Annotated in this window: 20 protein-coding genes; 10 read left to right on the top strand and 10 right to left on the bottom strand. The window is 71.9% G+C overall.

Annotated elements, in window-relative coordinates:
• Positions 1-51: 51 nt before the first annotated feature.
• From IEY99_RS00405 to IEY99_RS00390, 4 genes are all read right to left on the bottom strand, one after another.
• Positions 52-1,482: a hypothetical protein gene (locus IEY99_RS00405; protein WP_189198664.1), complete on the bottom strand. Its 1,431-nt coding sequence runs from the start codon at positions 1,480-1,482 to the stop codon at positions 52-54.
• 111 nt (positions 1,483-1,593) lie between these two features.
• The gene (locus IEY99_RS00400) at positions 1,594-2,940 is read right to left on the bottom strand and encodes a M16 family metallopeptidase (RefSeq protein WP_189198663.1); all 1,347 of its coding nucleotides are present in this window, start codon (positions 2,938-2,940) and stop codon (positions 1,594-1,596) included.
• Positions 2,937-4,250 (bottom strand): M16 family metallopeptidase, encoded by a 1,314-nt coding sequence (locus tag IEY99_RS00395; protein WP_189198662.1) that lies wholly within the window; start codon positions 4,248-4,250, stop codon positions 2,937-2,939. Before IEY99_RS00395 ends, IEY99_RS00400 begins: the two co-directional genes overlap by 4 nt.
• A gap of 71 nt (positions 4,251-4,321) precedes the next feature.
• Entirely contained in the window at positions 4,322-5,212 is an 891-nt protein-coding gene (locus IEY99_RS00390; protein WP_189198661.1) for a LysR family transcriptional regulator, read from the bottom strand.
• A 65-nt stretch (positions 5,213-5,277) separates the two neighbouring features.
• On the opposite strand from IEY99_RS00390, the gene IEY99_RS00385 reads away from it, so the two are divergent.
• The 4 genes from IEY99_RS00385 to IEY99_RS00370 all read left to right on the top strand — a co-directional run bounded on the left by IEY99_RS00385 (position 5,278) and on the right by IEY99_RS00370 (position 7,928).
• The gene (locus IEY99_RS00385; protein WP_229797950.1) at positions 5,278-6,135 is read left to right on the top strand and encodes an EamA family transporter; all 858 of its coding nucleotides are present in this window, start codon (positions 5,278-5,280) and stop codon (positions 6,133-6,135) included.
• Positions 6,136-6,177: 42 nt separating this feature from the next.
• The gene (gene arfB, locus IEY99_RS00380; protein WP_189200446.1) at positions 6,178-6,618 is read left to right on the top strand and encodes an alternative ribosome rescue aminoacyl-tRNA hydrolase ArfB; all 441 of its coding nucleotides are present in this window, start codon (positions 6,178-6,180) and stop codon (positions 6,616-6,618) included.
• A gap of 391 nt (positions 6,619-7,009) precedes the next feature.
• A complete protein-coding gene (locus IEY99_RS00375) occupies positions 7,010-7,483 on the top strand; it encodes an Hsp20/alpha crystallin family protein (RefSeq protein ID WP_189198660.1) in 474 nt (157 codons plus the stop codon).
• Positions 7,484-7,628: 145 nt separating this feature from the next.
• Positions 7,629-7,928, top strand: coding sequence for a hypothetical protein (locus tag IEY99_RS00370; protein WP_189198659.1), 300 nt, complete (start codon positions 7,629-7,631; stop codon positions 7,926-7,928).
• Between the two features lie 73 nt (positions 7,929-8,001).
• Here IEY99_RS00370 and IEY99_RS00365 read toward each other — a convergent pair whose 3' ends face one another.
• The 5 genes from IEY99_RS00365 to IEY99_RS00345 all read right to left on the bottom strand — a co-directional run bounded on the left by IEY99_RS00365 (position 8,002) and on the right by IEY99_RS00345 (position 11,065).
• Positions 8,002-8,850, bottom strand: coding sequence for a mechanosensitive ion channel family protein (locus tag IEY99_RS00365; protein WP_189198658.1), 849 nt, complete (start codon positions 8,848-8,850; stop codon positions 8,002-8,004).
• A gap of 72 nt (positions 8,851-8,922) precedes the next feature.
• Complete coding sequence (locus tag IEY99_RS00360) at positions 8,923-9,333, bottom strand: Hsp20/alpha crystallin family protein (protein ID WP_189198657.1); 411 nt, start codon at positions 9,331-9,333, stop codon at positions 8,923-8,925.
• A 78-nt stretch (positions 9,334-9,411) separates the two neighbouring features.
• On the bottom strand, positions 9,412-9,924 hold the full coding sequence (locus IEY99_RS00355) for a YflT domain-containing protein (protein WP_229797947.1): 513 nt from the start codon (positions 9,922-9,924) through the stop codon (positions 9,412-9,414).
• Between the two features lie 81 nt (positions 9,925-10,005).
• The gene (locus IEY99_RS00350) at positions 10,006-10,470 is read right to left on the bottom strand and encodes an Hsp20/alpha crystallin family protein (RefSeq protein ID WP_189198656.1); all 465 of its coding nucleotides are present in this window, start codon (positions 10,468-10,470) and stop codon (positions 10,006-10,008) included.
• A gap of 172 nt (positions 10,471-10,642) precedes the next feature.
• Entirely contained in the window at positions 10,643-11,065 is a 423-nt protein-coding gene (locus IEY99_RS00345; protein WP_189198655.1) for an Hsp20/alpha crystallin family protein, read from the bottom strand.
• Between the two features lie 143 nt (positions 11,066-11,208).
• Here IEY99_RS00345 and IEY99_RS00340 point away from each other — a divergent pair, with 143 nt between their 5' ends.
• From IEY99_RS00340 to clpB, 6 genes are all read left to right on the top strand, one after another.
• On the top strand, positions 11,209-11,508 hold the full coding sequence (locus IEY99_RS00340; protein WP_229797945.1) for a MerR family transcriptional regulator: 300 nt from the start codon (positions 11,209-11,211) through the stop codon (positions 11,506-11,508).
• Between the two features lie 459 nt (positions 11,509-11,967).
• Entirely contained in the window at positions 11,968-13,857 is a 1,890-nt protein-coding gene (dnaK, locus tag IEY99_RS00335; RefSeq protein ID WP_189198653.1) for a molecular chaperone DnaK, read from the top strand.
• Positions 13,858-13,886: 29 nt separating this feature from the next.
• Positions 13,887-14,492, top strand: coding sequence for a nucleotide exchange factor GrpE (locus IEY99_RS00330; RefSeq protein WP_189198652.1), 606 nt, complete (start codon positions 13,887-13,889; stop codon positions 14,490-14,492).
• A complete protein-coding gene (locus IEY99_RS00325) occupies positions 14,476-15,444 on the top strand; it encodes a DnaJ C-terminal domain-containing protein (protein WP_189198651.1) in 969 nt (322 codons plus the stop codon). Before IEY99_RS00330 ends, IEY99_RS00325 begins: the two co-directional genes overlap by 17 nt.
• Positions 15,441-15,749 carry a chaperone modulator CbpM gene (locus IEY99_RS00320; protein WP_189198650.1) on the top strand — a complete coding sequence of 103 codons (309 nt, stop codon included), beginning with the start codon at positions 15,441-15,443 and terminating at the stop codon, positions 15,747-15,749. The genes IEY99_RS00325 and IEY99_RS00320 overlap by 4 nt, the downstream gene beginning before the upstream one ends.
• Positions 15,750-15,756: 7 nt before the next feature.
• Entirely contained in the window at positions 15,757-18,396 is a 2,640-nt protein-coding gene (gene clpB / locus IEY99_RS00315) for an ATP-dependent chaperone ClpB (RefSeq protein ID WP_189198649.1), read from the top strand.
• Positions 18,397-18,454: 58 nt separating this feature from the next.
• On the opposite strand, the gene IEY99_RS00310 is transcribed toward clpB, so the two are convergent.
• Positions 18,455-19,393, bottom strand: coding sequence for a 3-methyladenine DNA glycosylase (locus IEY99_RS00310; RefSeq protein WP_189198648.1), 939 nt, complete (start codon positions 19,391-19,393; stop codon positions 18,455-18,457).
• Between the last annotated feature and the right edge of the window lie 32 nt (positions 19,394-19,425).

Below are 19,425 nucleotides of genomic sequence, written 5' to 3'. Positions count from 1 at the left end.
CGGAGGTGGCCACCCGGGCCGAACGATCCGGTGGTACGTCACATTCCGTGGTCACTGGAACGGGTTGAAGTTCTGCCCCGCCATCAGGAACCACGCCGTGGTCCCGACGTGCTGCCGGCGGAAGTAGCCGAACGCGAAGCCCGTGTCGAGAGCGCTGGTGGCGGCCACGATGCCGGCGGCGGCCGGCAGGGGAGTGCCGGTCCAGGTGCCGCCCTCGCCGGGGTTGGCCAGCCGGCCGGCGTGCGGGTCGCGGGTCAGGCCGACGGTCTGGCCGGCGCCCAGTTCCTCCTGGGCCGTCACCATCGCCCGCAGGAGCCGCCCGGCCCGCGCGGCGTCGCCCGGCCCGCCACGTTTGAGCAGGGCCAGCGCCGCGTGACCGGTGCCCTCCAGCCACACCGCCTCCGGGTGGGTGGGCAGGGCACTGCCGGAGACCGTGCCGGTGGCGACCTTCGCCTGGCTGCTGTAGGTCACGCCGGTCACCGCGCCGTCGGTGGTGCCCAGGTTCCCGGTGGCCCAGTCGACGGCCCGGTCGAAGCGATGGTCGCCGAGGGCGAGCAGCGCCCAGCTCTGCACGTCCTCGGGGACGTTGGCGACGTTGACGACGTCCGGGTCCTCCTCGGCGGTGCCGGTCCAGAAGTGCCCGCCCGCGGGGTTCCACATCTCGCGGACGAAGGCGGCGGCGATCGCCGCCCGCCCCCGCCAGCGCCGGTCCCGGGTCAGCTTGGCGAGCAGGGCGAAGAGGGCGTACGCATCGATGTTGTGCTCGGTCGACGCCCACCGCTGCGGGGTCTCGCCGTCCGCGCGCAGGCCCCCGTGGTAGCCGCCGTGGCGGTACGGCGACCGCCGTGCGCCGATCCAGTGCCCGAGCGCGACCGCGCCGTCGAGGTACTTGGTGATGCGCGTGTCGACGTAGAGCTGCGCCAGCGCGAGGGCCACCCAGGCCATGTCGCCCGTCGACGAGCCGCCGAAGCCGAACGGCCACAGGAACGCCGCCTTGCCGTCCGAGCGCTTGAGGCCGGGGAACGACGGGCCGTCGCCGTAGAAGAGCATCGGGCCCGCCGCGTACGCCTGGCGGAGCCGGCCGTCGGCGTACGTCTCGTCGTGGGCCTGGGCCCAGAGCAGGGCGTCGCCGACGAGCCGCGCCCGGCGCACGTTCGCGACGGTCGGGCTGGCGAGGTAGGCGAGGATCGCCAGCGCGTTGTCGTAGACGAACGCGGTGGTCATCAGCTCGCTCTCGTTGTTGTAGCTCTGCAGCAGCCGCGGTTCGCCGCCCTTGACGTAGGCGTCCTGCACGACGTCGAGGTAGTGGTAGGCCCGCCCGATCGGCCCGGCCAGGGCCGGGTCGGCGAGGTGCCGCAGCGGGCAGGAGCCGGCCGAGGCGGGCACCGGGCCGCGCGCCGCGCCGGGGCTCGCCGGGTCCGGAAGGCGCCGGGTCCGGCGGCGGGAGAACTGTGCGGCCGAGGCGGTGAGGTTGGTGGGCATGACCGGGTCCCCACTTCTGAGAGCGCTCTCCACCGGGCGCTGGTGGCCATTGAAACCCCCGGCCGCCCGTACTGGCAAGAGAAGGGCCCCCGGCCAGGCCCTTCGCCCGCGTCAGACCTCGGTGTCCACGATCTCGCCGATCCCGGCCGCGGCCAGCTCGTCGCGGATGAGCGCGCTGTCGCCCTCGACGACCAGGGTCAGGCCGTCCGGGTGCAGATACCGGGCGGCGGCGGCCGACACCTCGTCGACCGTCGCGTCCAGCAGACGTTGCCGCAGCGTGGCGTAGTAGTCGTCGGGCAGGCCGTGCACCACCAGCGTCGCCAGGGCGCTCGCGATCGAGCCCGGCGTCTGCATGTCGACCGAGAGCGAACCGGCCCGCCACGTCCGCGCGACGGCCAGCTCCTCCTCGGTGACGCCGTCGTCGCGGGTACGGGTGATCTCGCCGACGGTGTCCACCAGCGCCGGCGCGGTGACCGCGGTCTGCACCGACGAGCTGACCCCGAACCGGCCGAACCGCCGGGTCATCGCGAAGTCCGCGCGGATGCCGTACGTGTAGCCCTTGACCTCGCGGATCAGGTGGTTGAGCCGGGAGGTGAACGCCCCGCCGAGCACCGTCGCCGCCAGCGTGATCGGCACGTAGTCGGGGTGCGCCCGCTCCGGGGCCCGGTGGCCCAGCCGCAGCGTCGACTGCACCGAGCCGGGGCGGTCCACCAGCAGCACCCGCCGGCTCCCGGCGATCGGCACGTCCAGCGGCGCCTCGGGGGGCACGGGCGCGCCCGAGGTGCCCGCGAAGGCCGCGGCGCCCAGCTCGTGCAGGTCCAGCTTGTCGAGGTCGCCCGCGACCAGCAGCACGCCCGGGCGGCTCAGCCAGGTGCCGTGGAACTCCCGGACGTCGGCGACCGTGACCGCCGCCATCGAGGCCGGATCGCCGTGCAGGGGCCGGCCGTACCGCTCGCCGGCGCCGAAGAGGTCGGCCCGCAGCGCCGCGTCCGCCCGCGGCCCCGGCTGGGCCCAGTCCATCCGCAGCGCGGTCGCCTCGTCGTCGCGGACGCGCTCGACGTCGGCCGGGTCCAGCCGCGGCCGCCGCGCCGCCTCCGCCATGAGGGCCACGGCCCTCGGCAGCAGATCCACGGGTACGGAGACGCCGACGCGGAAGGCATCCCAGTCGACGGCGGTGGTGAGCTCCGCGCCCAGGCCCTCCAGCGCCAGCGCGTACGCGGCCGAGTCGCGCTGCTCCGTACCCTCCTCGAGGCACTTGGCCAGGACCGAGGCGGTGCCCTCGCGCCCGCCGGTCTCCCGGGCCGCGCCCGCGTCGAGCAGCAGGGAGGCGGTCGCCAGCAGGTGGCCCGGCAGGTGCGCGGCGACGACCTCGCCGCCCGCGACCGAGGCGCGGTGGATCGCCGGGAACACGTACGGACGGGCGTCGCCCGGCTCGGGCCGGGTCGCGACGAGACTCATGCTGCGGTCCCTTCCGGGAGGTAGGTCAGGGTGACGCGGGACTGCGGGTCGAGCGTGCGGGCCGCCTCGGCGATGTCGCCGGCGGTCACCGCCTGCCACTGCGGCAGCCGGTATCCGGCGCTCGCCGCGTCGCCGAACTGGGTCGCGTACCGGCCGAGGGTGTCCGCCCGGCCGCCGACGGTGGACATCTGCCGCCACCACGAGGTGGTCAGCAGCGCCTTGGCCCGCTCCAGCTCGGCGTCGGTGACCGGCTCGGTGGCCATGCTGTCGAGGACCTCGGCGACGCCCGCCTCCAGGGTGGATGCGTCCACCCCGTCCTTGGCCGTCGCGGTGACGATCAGCGGCGCCGGTGCGTGCGCCAGGTCGACGCCGTACGCGCCGACGTAGTCCGGCTGCGCGATCCGGGCGCCGTCGGCGAGCCGCTGGTACAACCGGCTGCCCCGGCCGCTGCCCAGCACCGCCGCCAGCACCGTGATCGCGTCGTAGCCGGCCGTCCCGAACGGGTGGGTGCGGTGCGACAGGTACACCCGCGGGGCCGGCACGTTGGCGGTGACCGTCTCGCGGGCCGGCGAGGTGGCCGGGCCGGGAAGGTGGCCGGACGGCGGCGGCGGGATGTCCGGCACGGCCTCGATCATCCCGAAGTACTTGTCCGCCAGCGCGACGACCTCCGCGGGCACGACGTCGCCCACGACGGTCAGCACCGCGTTGTTCGGCGCGTAGTACCGCGCATGGAAGGCCTGGAACGTCTCCAGGCTCGCGGCGTTCAGGTCCTCCATGGACCCGATCGTCGCGTGGTGGTACGGATGCCCGGGCGGGTACAGCAGCGGCAGCAGGCGCAGCCACGCGTCGCCGTACGGCACGTTGTCGTACCGCTGGCGCCGCTCGTTCTTGACCACCTCGCGCTGGTTGTCCAGCGTCTCCTGGGTCAGCGCCGGGACCAGGCCGCCCATCCGGTCCGCCTCGAGCCAGAGGGCGAGCTCGAGGTGCTCGGCCGGCAGCGTCTCGAAGTAGTTGGTCCGGTCCGGGTTGGTGGTGGCGTTGAGCGAGCCGCCCGCGCCCTGGACGTGACGCATGTGCTCGGTCTTGCCGACGTGCACCGACCCCTCGAACATCAGGTGCTCGAAGAGATGCGCGAAGCCGGTCTGTCCCGCGGGCTCGTGCCGGGAGCCGACGTCGTACCAGAGATTCACGCAGACCACCGGCGCGGTGTGGTCCTCGCTGACGACGATGCGCAGGCCGTTGTCCAGGCGTGCGGTTTCGATGGGCCACGGATAACCGGTTCCGGCGACCGGCGCGGGCTGAGCAGACACACAACCTCCCTGTTTCGGGCTCCAGTATCGTCCCTTCCGGACCGAGCCCCGCTCACTCCGGGACTTTGCTCTCACTCCTCGGCCTTGCGGTGCAGCGCGGCGCGGAATGCGCGGATCGCCGGCTGCCCGGCCGAGCCGCTGCGCACACCCGTGTAGAGCCGGCGCCGCGGGCGGCCCGGCAGGGGATGCAACTCCAGGTTTCCGGGCGCCCGGTCGGTCCAGAGCAGATCGGGTACGAACGCGACGGCGTGGCCCGTCTCCACCAGCCGCAACTGGAGCAGGAGGTCACCGCTGCGGAACCGCACGTCCGGCTCGAAGCCGGCGGCGCGGCAGACCTGCCGGGCCCACCGCCCCGGCGTGACGTCGGCGGGATCGAAGACGAAGGGCGCACCCGCCAGGTCGGCGAGCCGGGCGCGATGCCAGGGCCCGCTCGTCGGCACGGCGACGCGCATCTCGTCGTGCAGCAGATCCTCCTCGTCCACCCCGGGCAGGCGCGGCTCGCTCAGGCCCGGATAGTCCTCGCCCAGCACCACGTCGAAGTCCCGGGCGAGCAGGCCGGCGAAGGCGGAACCGGCCTCCGCCTGGGTGAACTCGACGCGCAGCCCGGGATGCTCGGCCGCGAGCCGGGACAGCGCCGCCGGCACCAGCGCCAGCAGCACCGACTGGAAGGAAGCGACCCGCAGCGTCCCGGTGACCTCGGTCCTGCTGGCCGCCAGCTCCGCCTCGGCGAGCTCCATCCGCTCCAGGATCGCCTCGGTGTGCCGCACCAGGATGCGCGCCTGCCCGGTGAGCCGTACGCCCCGCCCGACCCGCTCGAGCAGGGTCGCCCCGGTCTCCGTCTCCAGCAGGCCGAGCTGCTGGGAGATCGCGGAAGGGCTGTAGTTCAGCGCCTGGGCGACGGCGGCGAGGGTGCCGCGCCGGTCGAGCTCGCGCAGCAGTCGGAGCCGGTGAACATCCAACATATCTGACGATTATCGCTCAGAAACATTCGCTGGACGAACCGGTTCCTCCTGGCGATGGTGAGTACGTGACCACTGCCGCCCCGCCGCTCGCCGCCCGCCCCGGCCCCGCCGTCCTGATGGTGCTGGGCTCCTGCGTCTCGCTCCAGGTGGGTGCGGCCCTCGCCGCCGGCCTCTTCCCGGTGACCGGCAGCGCCGGCGCCACGCTGCTGCGACTCGGGCTGGCCGCCGGCGTCCTCCTCGCGCTGGCCCGGCCCGCGGTCCGCGCCTGGCGGGCCCACCAGTGGCGCGCCGTCCTGCTGCTGGGAGTCTCCCTGGCGGGGATGAACGGGTTCTTCTACGCGGCCATCGCCCGCATTCCGCTGGGCCCGGCCGTCACCATCGAGTTCCTGGGCCCGCTCACCCTGGCGGCGGTCCTGTCCCGCCGTGCCCGCGACTACGGCTGGGTCCTGCTGGCCGCCGCCGGCGTGGCGATGCTCGGCTTCGCCGACGGCGCCGAGGGCCTGGACCCGCTGGGCGTGCTCCTGGTCCTCGGCGCGGCGGCGTTCTGGGCCCTCTACATCCTGGCCGGCAGCCGCGCCGGCGCCGCGGTCCCCGGGCAGGGCGGCCTCGCGGTCGCGATGGCCATCGGCGCGCTGGTCCTGCTGCCGGGCGGGGCGATCGGCGCGGAGAAGGCGCTCACCTCACCGCACCTGCTGCTGGTCGCGCTCGGCACCGGCCTGCTGGCGTCGGTGATCCCGTACTCCCTGGAGATGTCGGCCCTGCGCCGCCTGCCGCAACGGGCGTTCGGCATCCTGCTCAGCCTGGAACCGGCGGTGGCGGCCCTGGCCGGCTGGCTGCTGCTGGCCCAGCCCCTCGGCTGGATGAGCAGCACGGCGATGGTCGTGGTGGTGCTCGCCAGCATCGGCTCCACCGCCCTCTCCTGATTCCCTGCCGGAGCAAACCGCGTGGCGGGTTCCGGCGGACAGATGCGATGCTGTGGCGTGCCCGATGACGTCCTGGTGAACGAGCGGCTGGTGATCCCGGCCGCCGAACTGTCGTGGCGGTTCTCCCGCTCGAGCGGCCCCGGGGGCCAGGGCGTGAACACGACCGACTCCCGGGTCGAGCTCTCCTGGGACCTCGCCGGCTCCGACCTCCTGCCGCCGTCGCTGCGCGAACGAGCGGTCGAGCGCCTCGCCTCCCGCCTGGTGGGCGGCGTGCTGACCGTCGTCGCCTCGGAGCACCGCTCCCAGCTACGCAACCGCGAGGCCGCCGCGGCCCGGCTCGCCGGCATCGTCGCCGGAGCGATCGCCCCGCCACCCCGGACCCGCCGAGCCACCCGTCCCTCCCGGGGCGCCGTGGAACGCCGCATCGCCGACAAGAAGCGCCGAGCCCAGATCAAACGAGGTCGCCGAGGCGAGCACGACTAGCGCCACTTCGGCCTCGTCGTCGAACACGCTGGTGTTCTGGCCTGCGGTGAGCGGCCACCTTTCCTTGGCCATGACGAACAACGGCGTGCCGACTTGCTGGCCGTCGAAAGTGCGATACACCTCGCGAACCTTCACCGCGGCGACGTCGGGGCTGACGAACAGCACTCGTTCGACGTCGACGTCAAGCTTGGTTGAGGTCGAGGATCATCGGCAAACTAGCCGAAACACTTGGCACTCCCCGGCTTCAAGTGCTAAATAATCAATTGTCGCTGCTGGTCAATCGCGGTGATGCACCGCGGGAGACTCCTGGCAGTGGCTTGACAGAACCGATCCTTAGCCAAGTGCCACGCGTCCGCCGGACCGCCCGGCGGACCACGACAAGGAGGTGTTCGTGGTGCTGACTTTCGATCCTTTCCGCGGAATCGACCGCCTCGCCGGTCAGATGTTCGGCACCGGTACCGCCATCACCGGCGCCGCCACCCTGGCGATGCCGATGGACCTGTACCGCTCCGGTGACCACTTCGTGCTGCATTGCGACCTCGCCGGCATCGACCCCGGCTCCGTGCAGGTCGACGTCGACCAGAACGTCCTGACCATCCGCGCCGAGCGCACCGCCACCACCGACGAGGATCTGCAGTGGGTCCGCCGGGAACGCCCGACCGGCACCTTCGAGCGGCGCCTCACCCTGGGCACCGGCCTCGACCTGGCGAAGATCACCGCGACCTGGCAGGACGGCGTGCTCACCCTGACCATCCCGATCGCCGAAGCCGCCAAGCCCCGCCGCATCGCCATCACCACCGGCACACCCGCGCACGACACCGTCGAGGGCTCGAGCACGCCGGCACCGGCGCTCACCGAGTCCTGAGTTCCCACCCGCGCGTGATCAGCCCGGGAGGTGCTCCCGGGCTGATCAGCCGCGTACACCCCACTGGGCGCACGCCGCGTACTCGACCGACTTGCTGCCGCAGGCCGCCTCGGGCCGGCCGGCAACTTCTCAGGGAATGATCATCATGTGGTCACAGCCCCCGCCACCGGTCGCCGACTGGTGGACGTTGCACATTGCCCTCTGCCCGCATGAAGTCGACGAGGTCCTGCGGGACCTGTGCATCCACAAGCATGCCCGCCCTGCCACGGACCCGGACTTCCCGGCCTATCTGGCCGGCACCAACACCCCGACGGTGGCGCCCGCCTGGATGAGCATGGTCCACACGGAGCTGCAACGTCGTGGCATCCCGTCGGTCTGGTGCACTCCCGCGTGCCCGCATCACGCCACCCCGCGCTCCGCCAGGAACGACACGACCCGGACCTGACCTCCGGCAGTGACCCACCTCCGCGAGCGCCGGGTGACTCCGTCGGAGCGGGACCGGCTGCTGCCGCCGCTGGTCAGCGCGATGCTGTGGTGGCAGTGACGCACCGCTGCGTCGCGTCTGTCGCATCCGCCGCAGGCATGGCCTCGGCGGCGCTCGAGGTTGGCAGGACCCGGGTGCTGTCCAGGAACCGGGTGTCGTCCACGGTGGGCAACACCTGGGTCGTGCGCAGAACCGTGGTGTGGCTGATCCGGCGCTGCCGCCTGGTCGGGCGGATGGCGCGGCGGCGCGGACGGGTGATCGGTGCGGCGGGCAGGGCCGCCTGGGGTTCGAGCACGCAGATCGCGGCGCCGAGGACCTGCGTGTTGGGGATGGTCAGCGGGGCGTCGCTGGTGCGCAGGTGGACGTGGATGAGGCCGATCTCGGTGATGGTGCCTTCGAAGGTTCCGCCGAGGCTGCCGGAGTGCAGGCGGATGCGGTCGCCGACGGTGATGGTGCGGGTGGCGAGCAGGACGACGCCGGCGATGAGGTTCGCCAGGGTCTGCTGACCGACGATGCCGAGCAGCGCACCGGTGAGCGCACCACCGAGCAACAGTTGGCCGACGGGTACGGCCAGCAGGCTCAAGGCGATCAGCGCAGTGACCGCGATACCGGCCGCGACGGCGACGATGCGCAGCACGCCGGCGTGGGTCTCGCTGAGCTTTCCGCGGGTGTAACCGCGCAGCCAGGCGGCGCCGCGCAGGACTGCGGCCATGGCCAGGACGAGGAAGGCGATGGTGCCGGCGGCGCACAGCATCCGCGTGCTCAGGTGTGGTGAGTGCAGGTCTGTTGCCGCGGCGACCACGGCTGCTGCGCCGGCGAGGGCGGTGAGCAGGGCGGGTTGCCAGCCGGGCAGGACGTGGCGTGGCCGGCTGTTGGTGGACATGTAGACGGTCGACGGTGTGGGAAGCGGCTGTGGGATCGGTGCGGATCGTTTCATGGCATCGGGCAGATGAGGTCAGGCTGTTACGGGGTGCGGCCACCGGCTGTCGTGACGATGCCGGGGCCGTGCCGGGGCGAGCGGCACGGTGAGGACGAGCACGCCGTCGGTGTAGGTGGCGGTGACGCCGGCGGGAATGGCCGGCTGGTCGAGGGGTATGACGTGTTCGAGGCGGCCGGTCGGTCGCTGCTGGAGCACGGGTCGCGCGTCGGTCAGGTCCGGGCGGCTGCGGTGGCCGCGGATGGTGACCGTGCGGCCGTCGACGTGGACGTCGAGGGTGCCGGTGTCGAGGCCGGGCAGGTCGCACAGGACGACGTAATGGTCTTCGCAGCGGTACACGTCGGCCGGTGCCGCCGGGCGCCGTCGCGCGCGTGACCGCGGTCGTGCACCGCCCGGATGCTGCCGGTGGTCGGTGGCTGTGGTGGTCATCGTGGTCACCTCCTTGTCCCAGCGCAGCCGATTCGTGGCCTCGGCCACCGCGCTGGTGGCCGAGGCCCTGAGGCGTGATCAATCGCGGGCCGGTGCGCCGGGGTGGGTGAGTAGTCGCCGGGCCTGGTCGGCGTAGGTGTCGTCGACCAGGATCTCGTAGCTGTCGGCGCGGAAGGCGATCGTGGAGGTGAAGTCCCGTCGGCCGCCCGTGAGGGCGTGTGCGACGGCGCCGCCGATCCCGCCGAGGACGGCGCCGATCAGCGCGCCCCACAAGGCCAGCATGGCCCCGGAGACCAGCGGGTTGACCAGGTCGAACATGCCGAGTAGCCAGCCGAGCAGGGCGCCGAGCAAGGCGCCGGCGGCCGCTTGCATGCCGGCCGCCTTGGGCAGGGTGAGCCGGCCGAGGATCTCCTCGTAGGAGTGCAGGCCGCGGCCGACGATGGTGACGTGCTGGACCGGGAACCGGTGGTCGGACAGGTAATCGACGGCTTGTTCGGCGGCCTGGTAGGTCGGATAGGAGCCGACCACCTGCTGCGCGGGTGTGGTCACCGCGGCGGTGGTGGGTGTGGTGGTGTTCATGGTCGGCGTCATCGCAGGAGTCCTCCTTTCGCTGTGCGAGTCAGCCGAACAAGGATGCGGTGGCGAAACGGGGTCGGCCGGAAACGTAAGGGGTCAGCCGGATACCGGAATCCGGCGTGGCCTGGCGGCCTCGCTCTTGGGGACGCTGACGGTGAGCACCCCGTCGGCGAGGTCGGCTTTGACGTGGTCGGCGTCGATGTCGCCGGGTAGCAGGGTCTGGTAGGAGAACTGGCCGACGCGGCGGGTACGGTGCCGCAGCCAGCCGGCCTTCTCCTTCTCGACGATCTCGCCCCTGACGTGCAGCCGGGTGCCGGTGACCTCGACGGTGAGGTCCTTGCGGTCGACGCCGGGCATGTCGATCTCGACGAGGTAGGCGTCGTCGGTCTCGGTCACGTCGGCCAGCGGCGTCCAGGTGCCCGAGGTGCCGGGCGACAAGTCGCCGATCATGGTGGTGAACAGCTGGTTCATGCGCTGCTGCAACTGCGCGATCTCGTGCAGGGGGTCCAGGCCTGCCGCAGCGGCCGGCGGGTTCTGCGATCGAAGAACGGGAAGTGTCATCGTCTTCTCCACAGGATGATCCGAAAGACGGGATGATCCGAAAGGCACCGAAGACTGTGGCCGGGTTGCCACGTCTGGTCTGATCACGGTCCGGCACCCGGGCCGGGGTGCCGGACCGCTTCGGGAGGTGGCCGGAAAGTGAGGTCTGGGCCGGTCACGCCGGCGCGAGGGCTCAGCCCTTGATCTGCTTGCGGCCGCCGCCGGAGCCAATGGTGATCTTGCGGGGCTTGGCCTTGTCGGACACCGGGATCTGCAGGGTCAGCACACCGTTGTCGTAGCTGGCCTGCAGCTTGTCGGTGTCGAGGGTGTCGCCCAGCAACAGCTGCCGGCTGAACACACCCATCGGCCGCTCGCTGATCACCGTCTCGACGCCGTCCTTGCTCTGCCGCTGGCGCTGGGCCTTGACCTGCAGGACGTTGCGCTCGACGGTGACGTCGATCGAGTCGGGGTCGACGCCGGGCAGGTCGAAGTACACGTTGAAGGTGTCACCGTCGCGTTCGGCGTCGACGTGCATCACCGCGGGCCGGCTGGCGGTGCCGACGATCTGCTCGAACATCCGGTCGAGGTCGCGGAACGGGTCGGTACGCAGAAGCATGGTCATCTCCTCCGTGGTGCTCCTTCACCAGGCTTGATGGTCCGGGGCTCGCCCGGCGGTTGAGTGCCCTTGACTCAACTTGCTTCTACCGATACAACGAGACCATGTCGACGTCAAGTCCGTCGCCGAAGATTTTCCGGGGCGTGCCGGTGGCCAGCTCGGACGAGGGTCTGTACCCCATTTCGGTGGTCACTGAGCTGACCGGCATCGGCGCGCACACCCTGCGCGGCTACGAACGTGCGGGCCTGCTGCGCCCGGCGCGCAGCGAGGGTGGGATGCGGCGGTACAGCCGCGACGATCTGGCGGTGATCCGCCGCGCTGCGCAGCTGGCCGGCGAAGGCGTCAACCTGGCCGGCATCCGGCAGATCTTGCGCCTGGAAGCCGAGCTCGGAAGGCTCCGCGCCCGGATGCGCGACGGCAAGGCCGGAGGCGGCGCCGCCTGACCGGCGGGGCGTGTCCGGCGGGTCGCTTCCGTGTCCGGCGGGTCGCTTCCGTCGCCTCGGGTGAGCGGTGCGGGATCCCGGGGTGAGCGGGCGGTGCGGGATCCCGGGGTGAGCGGTGCGGGATCCCGGGGTGAGCGGGCGGTCCGGGATCCCGGGGTGAGCGGTGCGGATCCCGCCGGTCGGCCCGGCCGGAAGACGTCGGCGCCCCCGCGGGTCCCAAGTGGTCACCGCGGGGGCGGACTCTGTGCGAGAGGGGCCTCAGGCCGAACCGGTCCCGGCCCGCGCAGCCGGATCAGGTGCGCTAGATCTGTGTTAGCACTCTCGCCTCGCGAGTGCAAGAGCCGGGTTTGTGGACTGCAACCTCTGCCAAGAGTTGACAGTGCTCCGCTCAAGTTCTATTGGTTGATTCAGAGAGCTATCCAGCGGTGCAACGGTCCCGATGCGAGGAGGAGGTTGACCATGGGACGCGCCGTAGGTATCGACCTGGGCACCACGAACTCGGTGATCGCCGTCTACGAGGGCGGTCAGCCACAGGTCGTCGCGAACAGCGAGGGCGGCCGTACCACCCCGTCGGTGGTCGCCTTCACCGACACCGGCGAGCGCCTCGTCGGGCAGCTGGCCCGCCGGCAGGCGGTGCTGAACCCCCAGGGCACGATCTCGTCGGCGAAGCGGTTCATCGGCCGCCGCCACGACGAGATCACCACCGAGGCGGACCAGGTGTCGTACGACGTGGCCGCCGGTCCGGACCAGGCGGTCCGGTTCGGCATTCGCGGCAAGCAGTACGCGCCGGAAGAGATCAGTGCGCAGGTGTTGCGCAAGCTGGCCGATGATGCCGCCAAGCACCTGGGGGAGAAGGTCACCGACGCGGTGATCACCGTGCCGGCGTACTTCAACGACGCGCAGCGGCAGGCCACCAAGGCCGCCGGCCGCATCGCCGGGCTGAACGTGCTGCGCATCATCAACGAGCCCACCGCGGCCGCCCTCGCGTACGGGCTGGACAAGAAGGGCCACGAGACGGTCCTGGTGTTCGACCTCGGCGGCGGTACCTTCGACGTGAGCATCCTCGACGTCGGTGACGGCGTGGTCGAGGTCCGTTCCACCGCCGGCGACACGCACCTGGGTGGTGACGACTTCGACCGCCGGCTCGTCGATCACCTCGCTCAGCAGTTCCACCGCGAGAACGGCATCGATCTGCGGAACGACCCGCAGGCGTTGCAGCGGTTGTACGAGGCTGCGGAGAAGGCCAAGACCGAGCTGTCGTCGGTGGCGCAGACCAGCATCAACCTGCCGTTCATCACCGCGGACGCGTCCGGCCCCAAGCACCTGATCACCACCGTGACCCGGGCGACGTTCGAACAGCTGACCGCCGACCTCGTCGAGCGGTGCATGGGTCCGGTGCGCCAGGCCTTGGCCGACGCGAACATCACCGCCAACGATCTGGACGAGGTGATCCTGGTCGGTGGGTCCACCCGGATCCCGGCGGTGCAGGCGCTGGTGAAGCGGCTGACCGGCGGCAAGGAACCCAACATGTCGGTCAACCCCGACGAGGTCGTCGCGCTCGGCGCCGCGGTCCAGGCGGCCGTGCTCCAGGGCGAGGTCGATGACGTGCTGCTGCTGGACGTCACCCCGCTGTCGCTGGGCGTCGAGACCCTCGGCGGGCTGATGACGAAGCTCATCGAGCGCAACACCACCATCCCGACCCGGCGCAGCGAAACCTTCACCACCGCCGAGGACAACCAGCCCGCCGTGGACGTGGTGGTGTTGCAGGGCGAGCGGGAGAAGGCCGCCGACAACCGGGTGCTGGGACGGCTGCGCCTGGAGAACATCCCGCCGGCGCCGCGCGGCGTCCCGCAGGTCGAGGTCACCTTCGACATCGACGCCAACGGCATCCTCAACGTCTCGGCCAAGGACTCCGCCACCGGCCGCGAACAGCAGATCACCATCTCCGGCAGCGGCACCCTGGACGAGGCCGAGGTGCAGCGGATGGTCGCCGACGCCGAGCGGCACCGCGCCGACGATTCCCGGCTGCGTGAACTGGTGGAGGCCCGCAACACCCTCGACTCGGCCGCCTACCAGGTGGAACGGCGGCTCACCGAGCTGGGTGAGCAGGTGGCGGTGCACGACAAGGCCCGCGCCGAGATGCTCATCGCGGACGCCCGGCAGGCGGTCAAGGACGAGGCCCCGCTGGACCGCGTACGCGGCTTGACGGCGGACCTCCAGCAGATGCTGCACGGCCTCGCCACGGCCGCGTCCGGCGGCCCCTCGCCTTCGGGGTCCGCCGCCGGTAGCGCCGGCGGTCCGGCCGGCAGTGACGACGTGATCGACGCCGACTACACGCCCGCCGGGTGACGACATTTCACGACCGGAGGTGACCTGCGATGACCAGCGCCCAGCACAAGGCTCCGGCCGACCCGGCCCGGGACGGGGCGCAGACCGGCGCGGACGAGCCGGCGGTGCCGGCCGGCGCGGACGCCGCGGCGTCCGGCGCCGGGCCCGGTGCGAGCCGGCCGGCTGCGGTGGAGATGGAGGACCGGTGGCGGCGGGCGGTCGCCGAGCTGGACAACACCCGGAAAAGGCATGAGCGGCAGCTGGCCGAGCAGGCCCGCGCCGAACGCGCCCGGACGGCGGCGGCGTTCCTGCCGATGCTGGACAACCTGGAGCTGGCCTTGCGGCACGCCGACGCGGACCCGGCCGCGATCGTGTCCGGCGTCATGGCCGTGCGCGCCCAGACCGTGGACGTGCTGTCCCGCCTGGGACTGCACCGCATCGACCCGGGAGGGCAGCCGTTCGACCCGGCCAGGCACGAAGCCGCCCGGGTCGTCGCGGCCGGCGAGGACACCCCGCCGGGAACCGTGGTCGAGGTGCTGCGGCCGGGCTTCGTCGACGCCGACGGCACCCTGGTCCGCCCGGCCGTGGTGACCGTCGCCCAACAGCAGCTCGAGGAGCAATCGTCGGAGGGATGCAGCGGTGGCGACGGCAGGTGACTACTACCAGGTGTTGGGAGTGGACCGGTCGGCGGGCCAGCAGGCCATCCAGCGCGCCTACCGCAAGCTGGCCCGCCGCTACCACCCCGACATCAACAAGGACCCCGGCGCGGAAGAACGCTTCAAGGACATCACCGAGGCCTACGAGGTGCTGTCGGATGAGAAGAAGCGGGCCCGCTACGACCGGTACGGCGAGCACTGGCGGCAGGTGCCGGAGGACTACGCCGGGCCGATGCCCGGTACCGGCCCGTCCGGTGGCTCCGGTAGGCGGCGGGTGCGCGTCAACACCGGCCGCGGCGGCTACGACGACCTGGGCTTCGGTGGCGTCGGATTCGACGACTTGCTGGGCGGGCTGTTCGGCGGCGGTTTCCGGGGCGGCCGCGTGCAGGCACCCGGCGCCGATACCGAAGCCGAGATCGAGCTCGGTGTCGAGGACGCGTACGCCGGTGGGCGGCGGCGGATCACCCTGCAGACCGCGTCGGGTCCGCGCAGCTACGAGGTGGACATCCCTGCCGGGGTGACCGACGGGCAGCGTATCCGGCTGGCCGGACAAGGGGCCGGCGGCCTCGGCGGCGGCCCGCGCGGCGACCTCTACCTGGTCGTGCGTCTGGCACCGCACCCGCGCTACCGGGTCGACGGCCGCGACATCACCGTCGAACTACCGGTGGCGCCCTGGGAGGGCGCGCTCGGCGCGAGCGTGCCGGTCGACACTCCGGGCGGCCCGGTGCAGGTCCAGGTGCCGCCCGGCTCGTCGACGGGGCGTCGGCTGCGGCTGCGTGGCCGCGGAATGCCGCATCCCAAGGGCACACCCGGCGATCTGTACGCCGAGGTCAAGGTCGCCGTCCCCGCCCGGGCCAGCGAAACCGAACAGCGGTTGTGGAAGCAGCTGGCCGCGGCCTCGACGTTCGACCCGCGCCGGCAGAGCCCGGGTGGGAAAGGAGGCAGCCGATGACCCGGTACGCCCTGGTCCGGCGCGCCGGTGTAGCCGGCCTGACCGTGCCGCAGGTCGCCGCCGCTGCCGGCGTCGACACGCACATGATCGAACGGCTGGTGGCGCTGGGACTGCTCGACACGCACCCCGGTGCGGCCGGCTGCCTGCTGCCGGCGACCCAGGTGGCGCGTGCGGCGCGAATCGTGCGGCTGCGCGCCGGGCTGGGCTTGAACTACACGGCGGTCGGTGTGGTCCTCGACCTGCTGGACCGCATCGATGCGTTGGAGGCGGCGCTGCGCGCCCGCCCGATCCGACGGTGGAGGTGATCAGCTGATGGATGCCAACCGTTTGACCCAGAAGTCTCAGGAAGCGCTGCATGACGCGCAGACCAGGGCCGTGCGCTTCGGTCATGTCGAAGTTGACGGCGAGCACCTGCTGCTCGCCCTGCTGGAGCAGGCCGACGGTGTCGCCCCGCGTCTGCTGGTGCAGGCCGGTACCGACTGCGCCGCGGTCCGCGCCGCGATCGAGGCCGAACTCGGCCGCCGCCCCAAGGTGTCCGGACCGGGCATCGAACCGGGCCAGGTGTTCGTCACCCAGCGGCTGTCACGGCTGCTGGACACGGCCGACCGGGAGGCCAGGCGGCTCAAGGACGAGTACGTCTCGGTCGAGCACCTGCTGTTCGCTCTGGCCGAGGAGGGCTCGGCCACCGCGGCCGGCCGGGCATTGAAGGAGCATGGTCTGACGCGGGACCGTTTGCTGTCCGCTCTGACGGGGATCCGCGGCAATCAGCGGGTCACCTCGGCCAACCCGGAGGTCGCCTACGAAGCTCTGGACAAGTACGGCCGTGACCTGGTCGCTGACGCCCGCGCCGGCAAGTTGGACCCGGTGATCGGCCGTGACACCGAGATCCGCCGCGTGGTGCAGATCCTGTCGCGCAAGACCAAGAACAACCCGGTGCTCATCGGTGACCCCGGCGTCGGCAAGACCGCCATCGTCGAAGGACTGGCACAGCGGATCGCCCACGGCGACGTCCCCGAAGGTCTACGGGACAAGACCGTCTTCTCTCTGGACATGGGCTCGCTCGTGGCCGGGGCGAAGTACCGCGGCGAGTTCGAGGAGCGGCTCAAGGCCGTGCTCGGTGAGGTGAAGGCCGGCGAAGGGCGGATCCTGCTGTTCGTCGACGAGCTGCACACCGTCGTCGGTGCCGGCGCGGCCGAGGGCGCGATGGACGCCGGCAACATGCTCAAGCCGATGCTGGCCCGTGGCGAGCTGCACATGATCGGCGCGACCACCCTGGACGAGTACCGCAAGCACATCGAGACGGACGCCGCGCTGGAACGCCGCTTCCAACCCGTGGTGGTCGACGAGCCGAGCGTGGCGGACGCCATCAGCATCCTGCGCGGGCTACGGGAACGGCTCGAGGTGTTCCACGGCGTGCGCATCCAGGACTCGGCTCTGGTGTCGGCCGTCACCCTGTCGCACCGCTACATCTCCGATCGGTTCCTGCCGGACAAGGCCATCGACCTGGTCGACGAGGCCTGCGCCATGCTGCGTACCGAGATCGACTCCCAGCCCGCCGCACTCGACCAGGCGGCCCGGCGGCAGATGCGCCTGGAGATCGAGGAAGCCGCACTGGCCAAAGAGGACGACCCTGCCAGCAGGGCCCGGCTCGACCAGCTGCGCAAGGAGCTCGCCGACCTGCGCGGCGAGGTCGACGCGATGCGCGCGCAATGGCAGGCCGAACGCTCCGCCATCCGTAAGGTCCAGGCGCTGCGCGAGGAGATCGAGCAGATCCGGCACGAGGCCGAGGCCGCCGAACGCGCCTACGACCTCGACCGGGCCGCGGAGCTGCGGCACGGCAGACTGCCCGACCTCGAACGGCGATTGCAGGGCGAGCAGGAGCGCCTGGCCGGTAAGCAGGGTGAGCGGCGGCTGCTGCGCGAAGTGGTCACCGACGACGAGATCGCCGGGATCGTCGCCCGCTGGACCGGCATCCCCGTCTCCCGGCTCGTCGAGGGCGAGCGGCAGAAGCTGCTCCGGCTGGACGAGATCCTGCACGAACGCGTCGTCGGCCAGGACGAAGCCGTCCAGCTGGTCGCGGACGCAGTGATCCGCGCCCGCTCCGGGGTCAAGGACCCGCGCCGCCCGATCGGCTCGTTCCTGTTCCTCGGCCCCACCGGCGTCGGCAAGACCGAGCTCGCCAAGACCGTCGCCGCGGCGCTGTTCGACACCGAGGACAACATCGTGCGCCTGGACATGAGCGAATACCAGGAACGGCACACCGTCTCCCGGCTCGTCGGTGCGCCGCCCGGCTACGTCGGCTACGACGAGGGCGGCCAGCTGACCGAGGCGGTACGCCGCAAGCCGTACAGCGTGGTGCTCTTCGACGAAGTGGAGAAGGCCCACCCGGACGTGTTCAACACGCTGCTGCAACTGCTGGACGACGGCCGGCTCACCGATGCCCAGGGGCGCACGGTCGACTTCCGCAACACCGTGGTGGTGATGACGAGCAACATCGGTTCACAGCATCTGCTGGCCGGGGTGACCGCGGAGGGCGAGATCGAAGACGACGCCCGTACGGCGGTGATGAACGAGCTGCGCGCCCATTTCCGGCCGGAGTTCCTCAACCGCGTGGACGAGATCGTGCTGTTCCGACCGCTGACCCTGCCGGAGATCGAACGCGTGGTCGACCTGCTCACCGCCGACCTGCGGCACCGGCTCGCCAGCCGGCGGCTCGACCTGCAGCTGACCGAGGCGGCACGGCGGCACATCGCCGCCGAAGGCTTCGACCCGGTGTACGGCGCGCGGCCGCTACGCCGGTTCCTGCAGCGCGAGGTGGAAACCCGCATCGGCCGGGCGCTGCTGTCCGGCGACGTCCTGGACGGCTCCGTCGTCGTCGTCGACCACACCGACGCCGGACTGACCGTCACCTGGACGGCGCCGGCCACCAGCACCCCGGCGCACGCCGCTTGACGAGGAGGCGGCCCTCATCCCGGGAACAAGCCCTGGAGGAGTCTGTGCGCGTACCCGATCAGATGTTGTGGGGTGCTACGGCCTCGCGGTTCTCGGCGGCGAGGGCCGGGCCGAGGAGCTCGTCGCAGACACGGATGAGGCGGGCGCGCAGCGCCGCGGCCCGGCGGGCGAACTCGCGCTGGCGGGTGACGTACTCGGCCTTGCCCTCCGGGGTTTCGATCTTCACCGGGGGCTGGCCGTAGGAGCTGAGATCGTACGGGCTGGCCTGCATGTCGAGCAGGCGGATGTCGCCGGCCAGGGCGAAGCAGTCGAGGGCCAGGGCCCCGGGTACGGCCGGGCCGAGCTTGCTCGCCCACTTGTGGCAGTCCATCGCGGCGTGCAGGCAGCCCGGCTGGTCGAAGTCGACCTGGGTGGCGCGGGTCGGCTGGAGGCGGTTGAGGCCGACCGCCTCGGGGGTGAAGAAGCGGAAGGCGTCGAAGTGGGTGCAGCGGATCGGGTGCTCCTCCACCACCCGGTCGGTCTCCGCCTGCCCGAGGCGCAGCGGCAGCGGGTGGCGGTGCTCCGGCTGGCGGTAGACCATCGCCCACTCGTGCAGGCCGAAGCAGCCGGAGAACGCGGGACGCGACGCCGTCGCCGTGAGCAGGCCGTGGATGTAGCGGACGCTCTCGCCTCGCGCCTGCATGTACGCCTCGACGTCCAGGGTCACCACGCCGTCGGGGCGGGTGGAGTAGAACTTCCAGGTCGCCTGCTCGGGCAGGCCGTCGGGGGCCGGGGCGAGGCCGGTGCCGACGCCGGGGTGCCAGCGGCGGAGCTGGGCCGGGCGGGTGCCGTAGTAGTCGTAGAGGAAATCCTCTATGGGGTGCTTCTCGCCGGCGGCCCGGCGGGCCCGGTGGCCGGCCGTCATCTCGTCGGCCCGTTCGGCGTGGGCCCGGGCGAGGGGGATCCAGCTGATGCTGGGCAGCACGGTAGTCAGCGCGTGACTCTCGCTGATACCCATCGCACCAGCGTATCCAGCGAGTCCAGTCCGAT

Origin of the sequence: Couchioplanes azureus (assembly GCF_014648355.1) — a bacterium.
Classification (GTDB): domain Bacteria; phylum Actinomycetota; class Actinomycetes; order Mycobacteriales; family Micromonosporaceae; genus Actinoplanes; species Actinoplanes azureus.
This window is presented reverse-complemented; position numbering and strand designations above follow the sequence as displayed.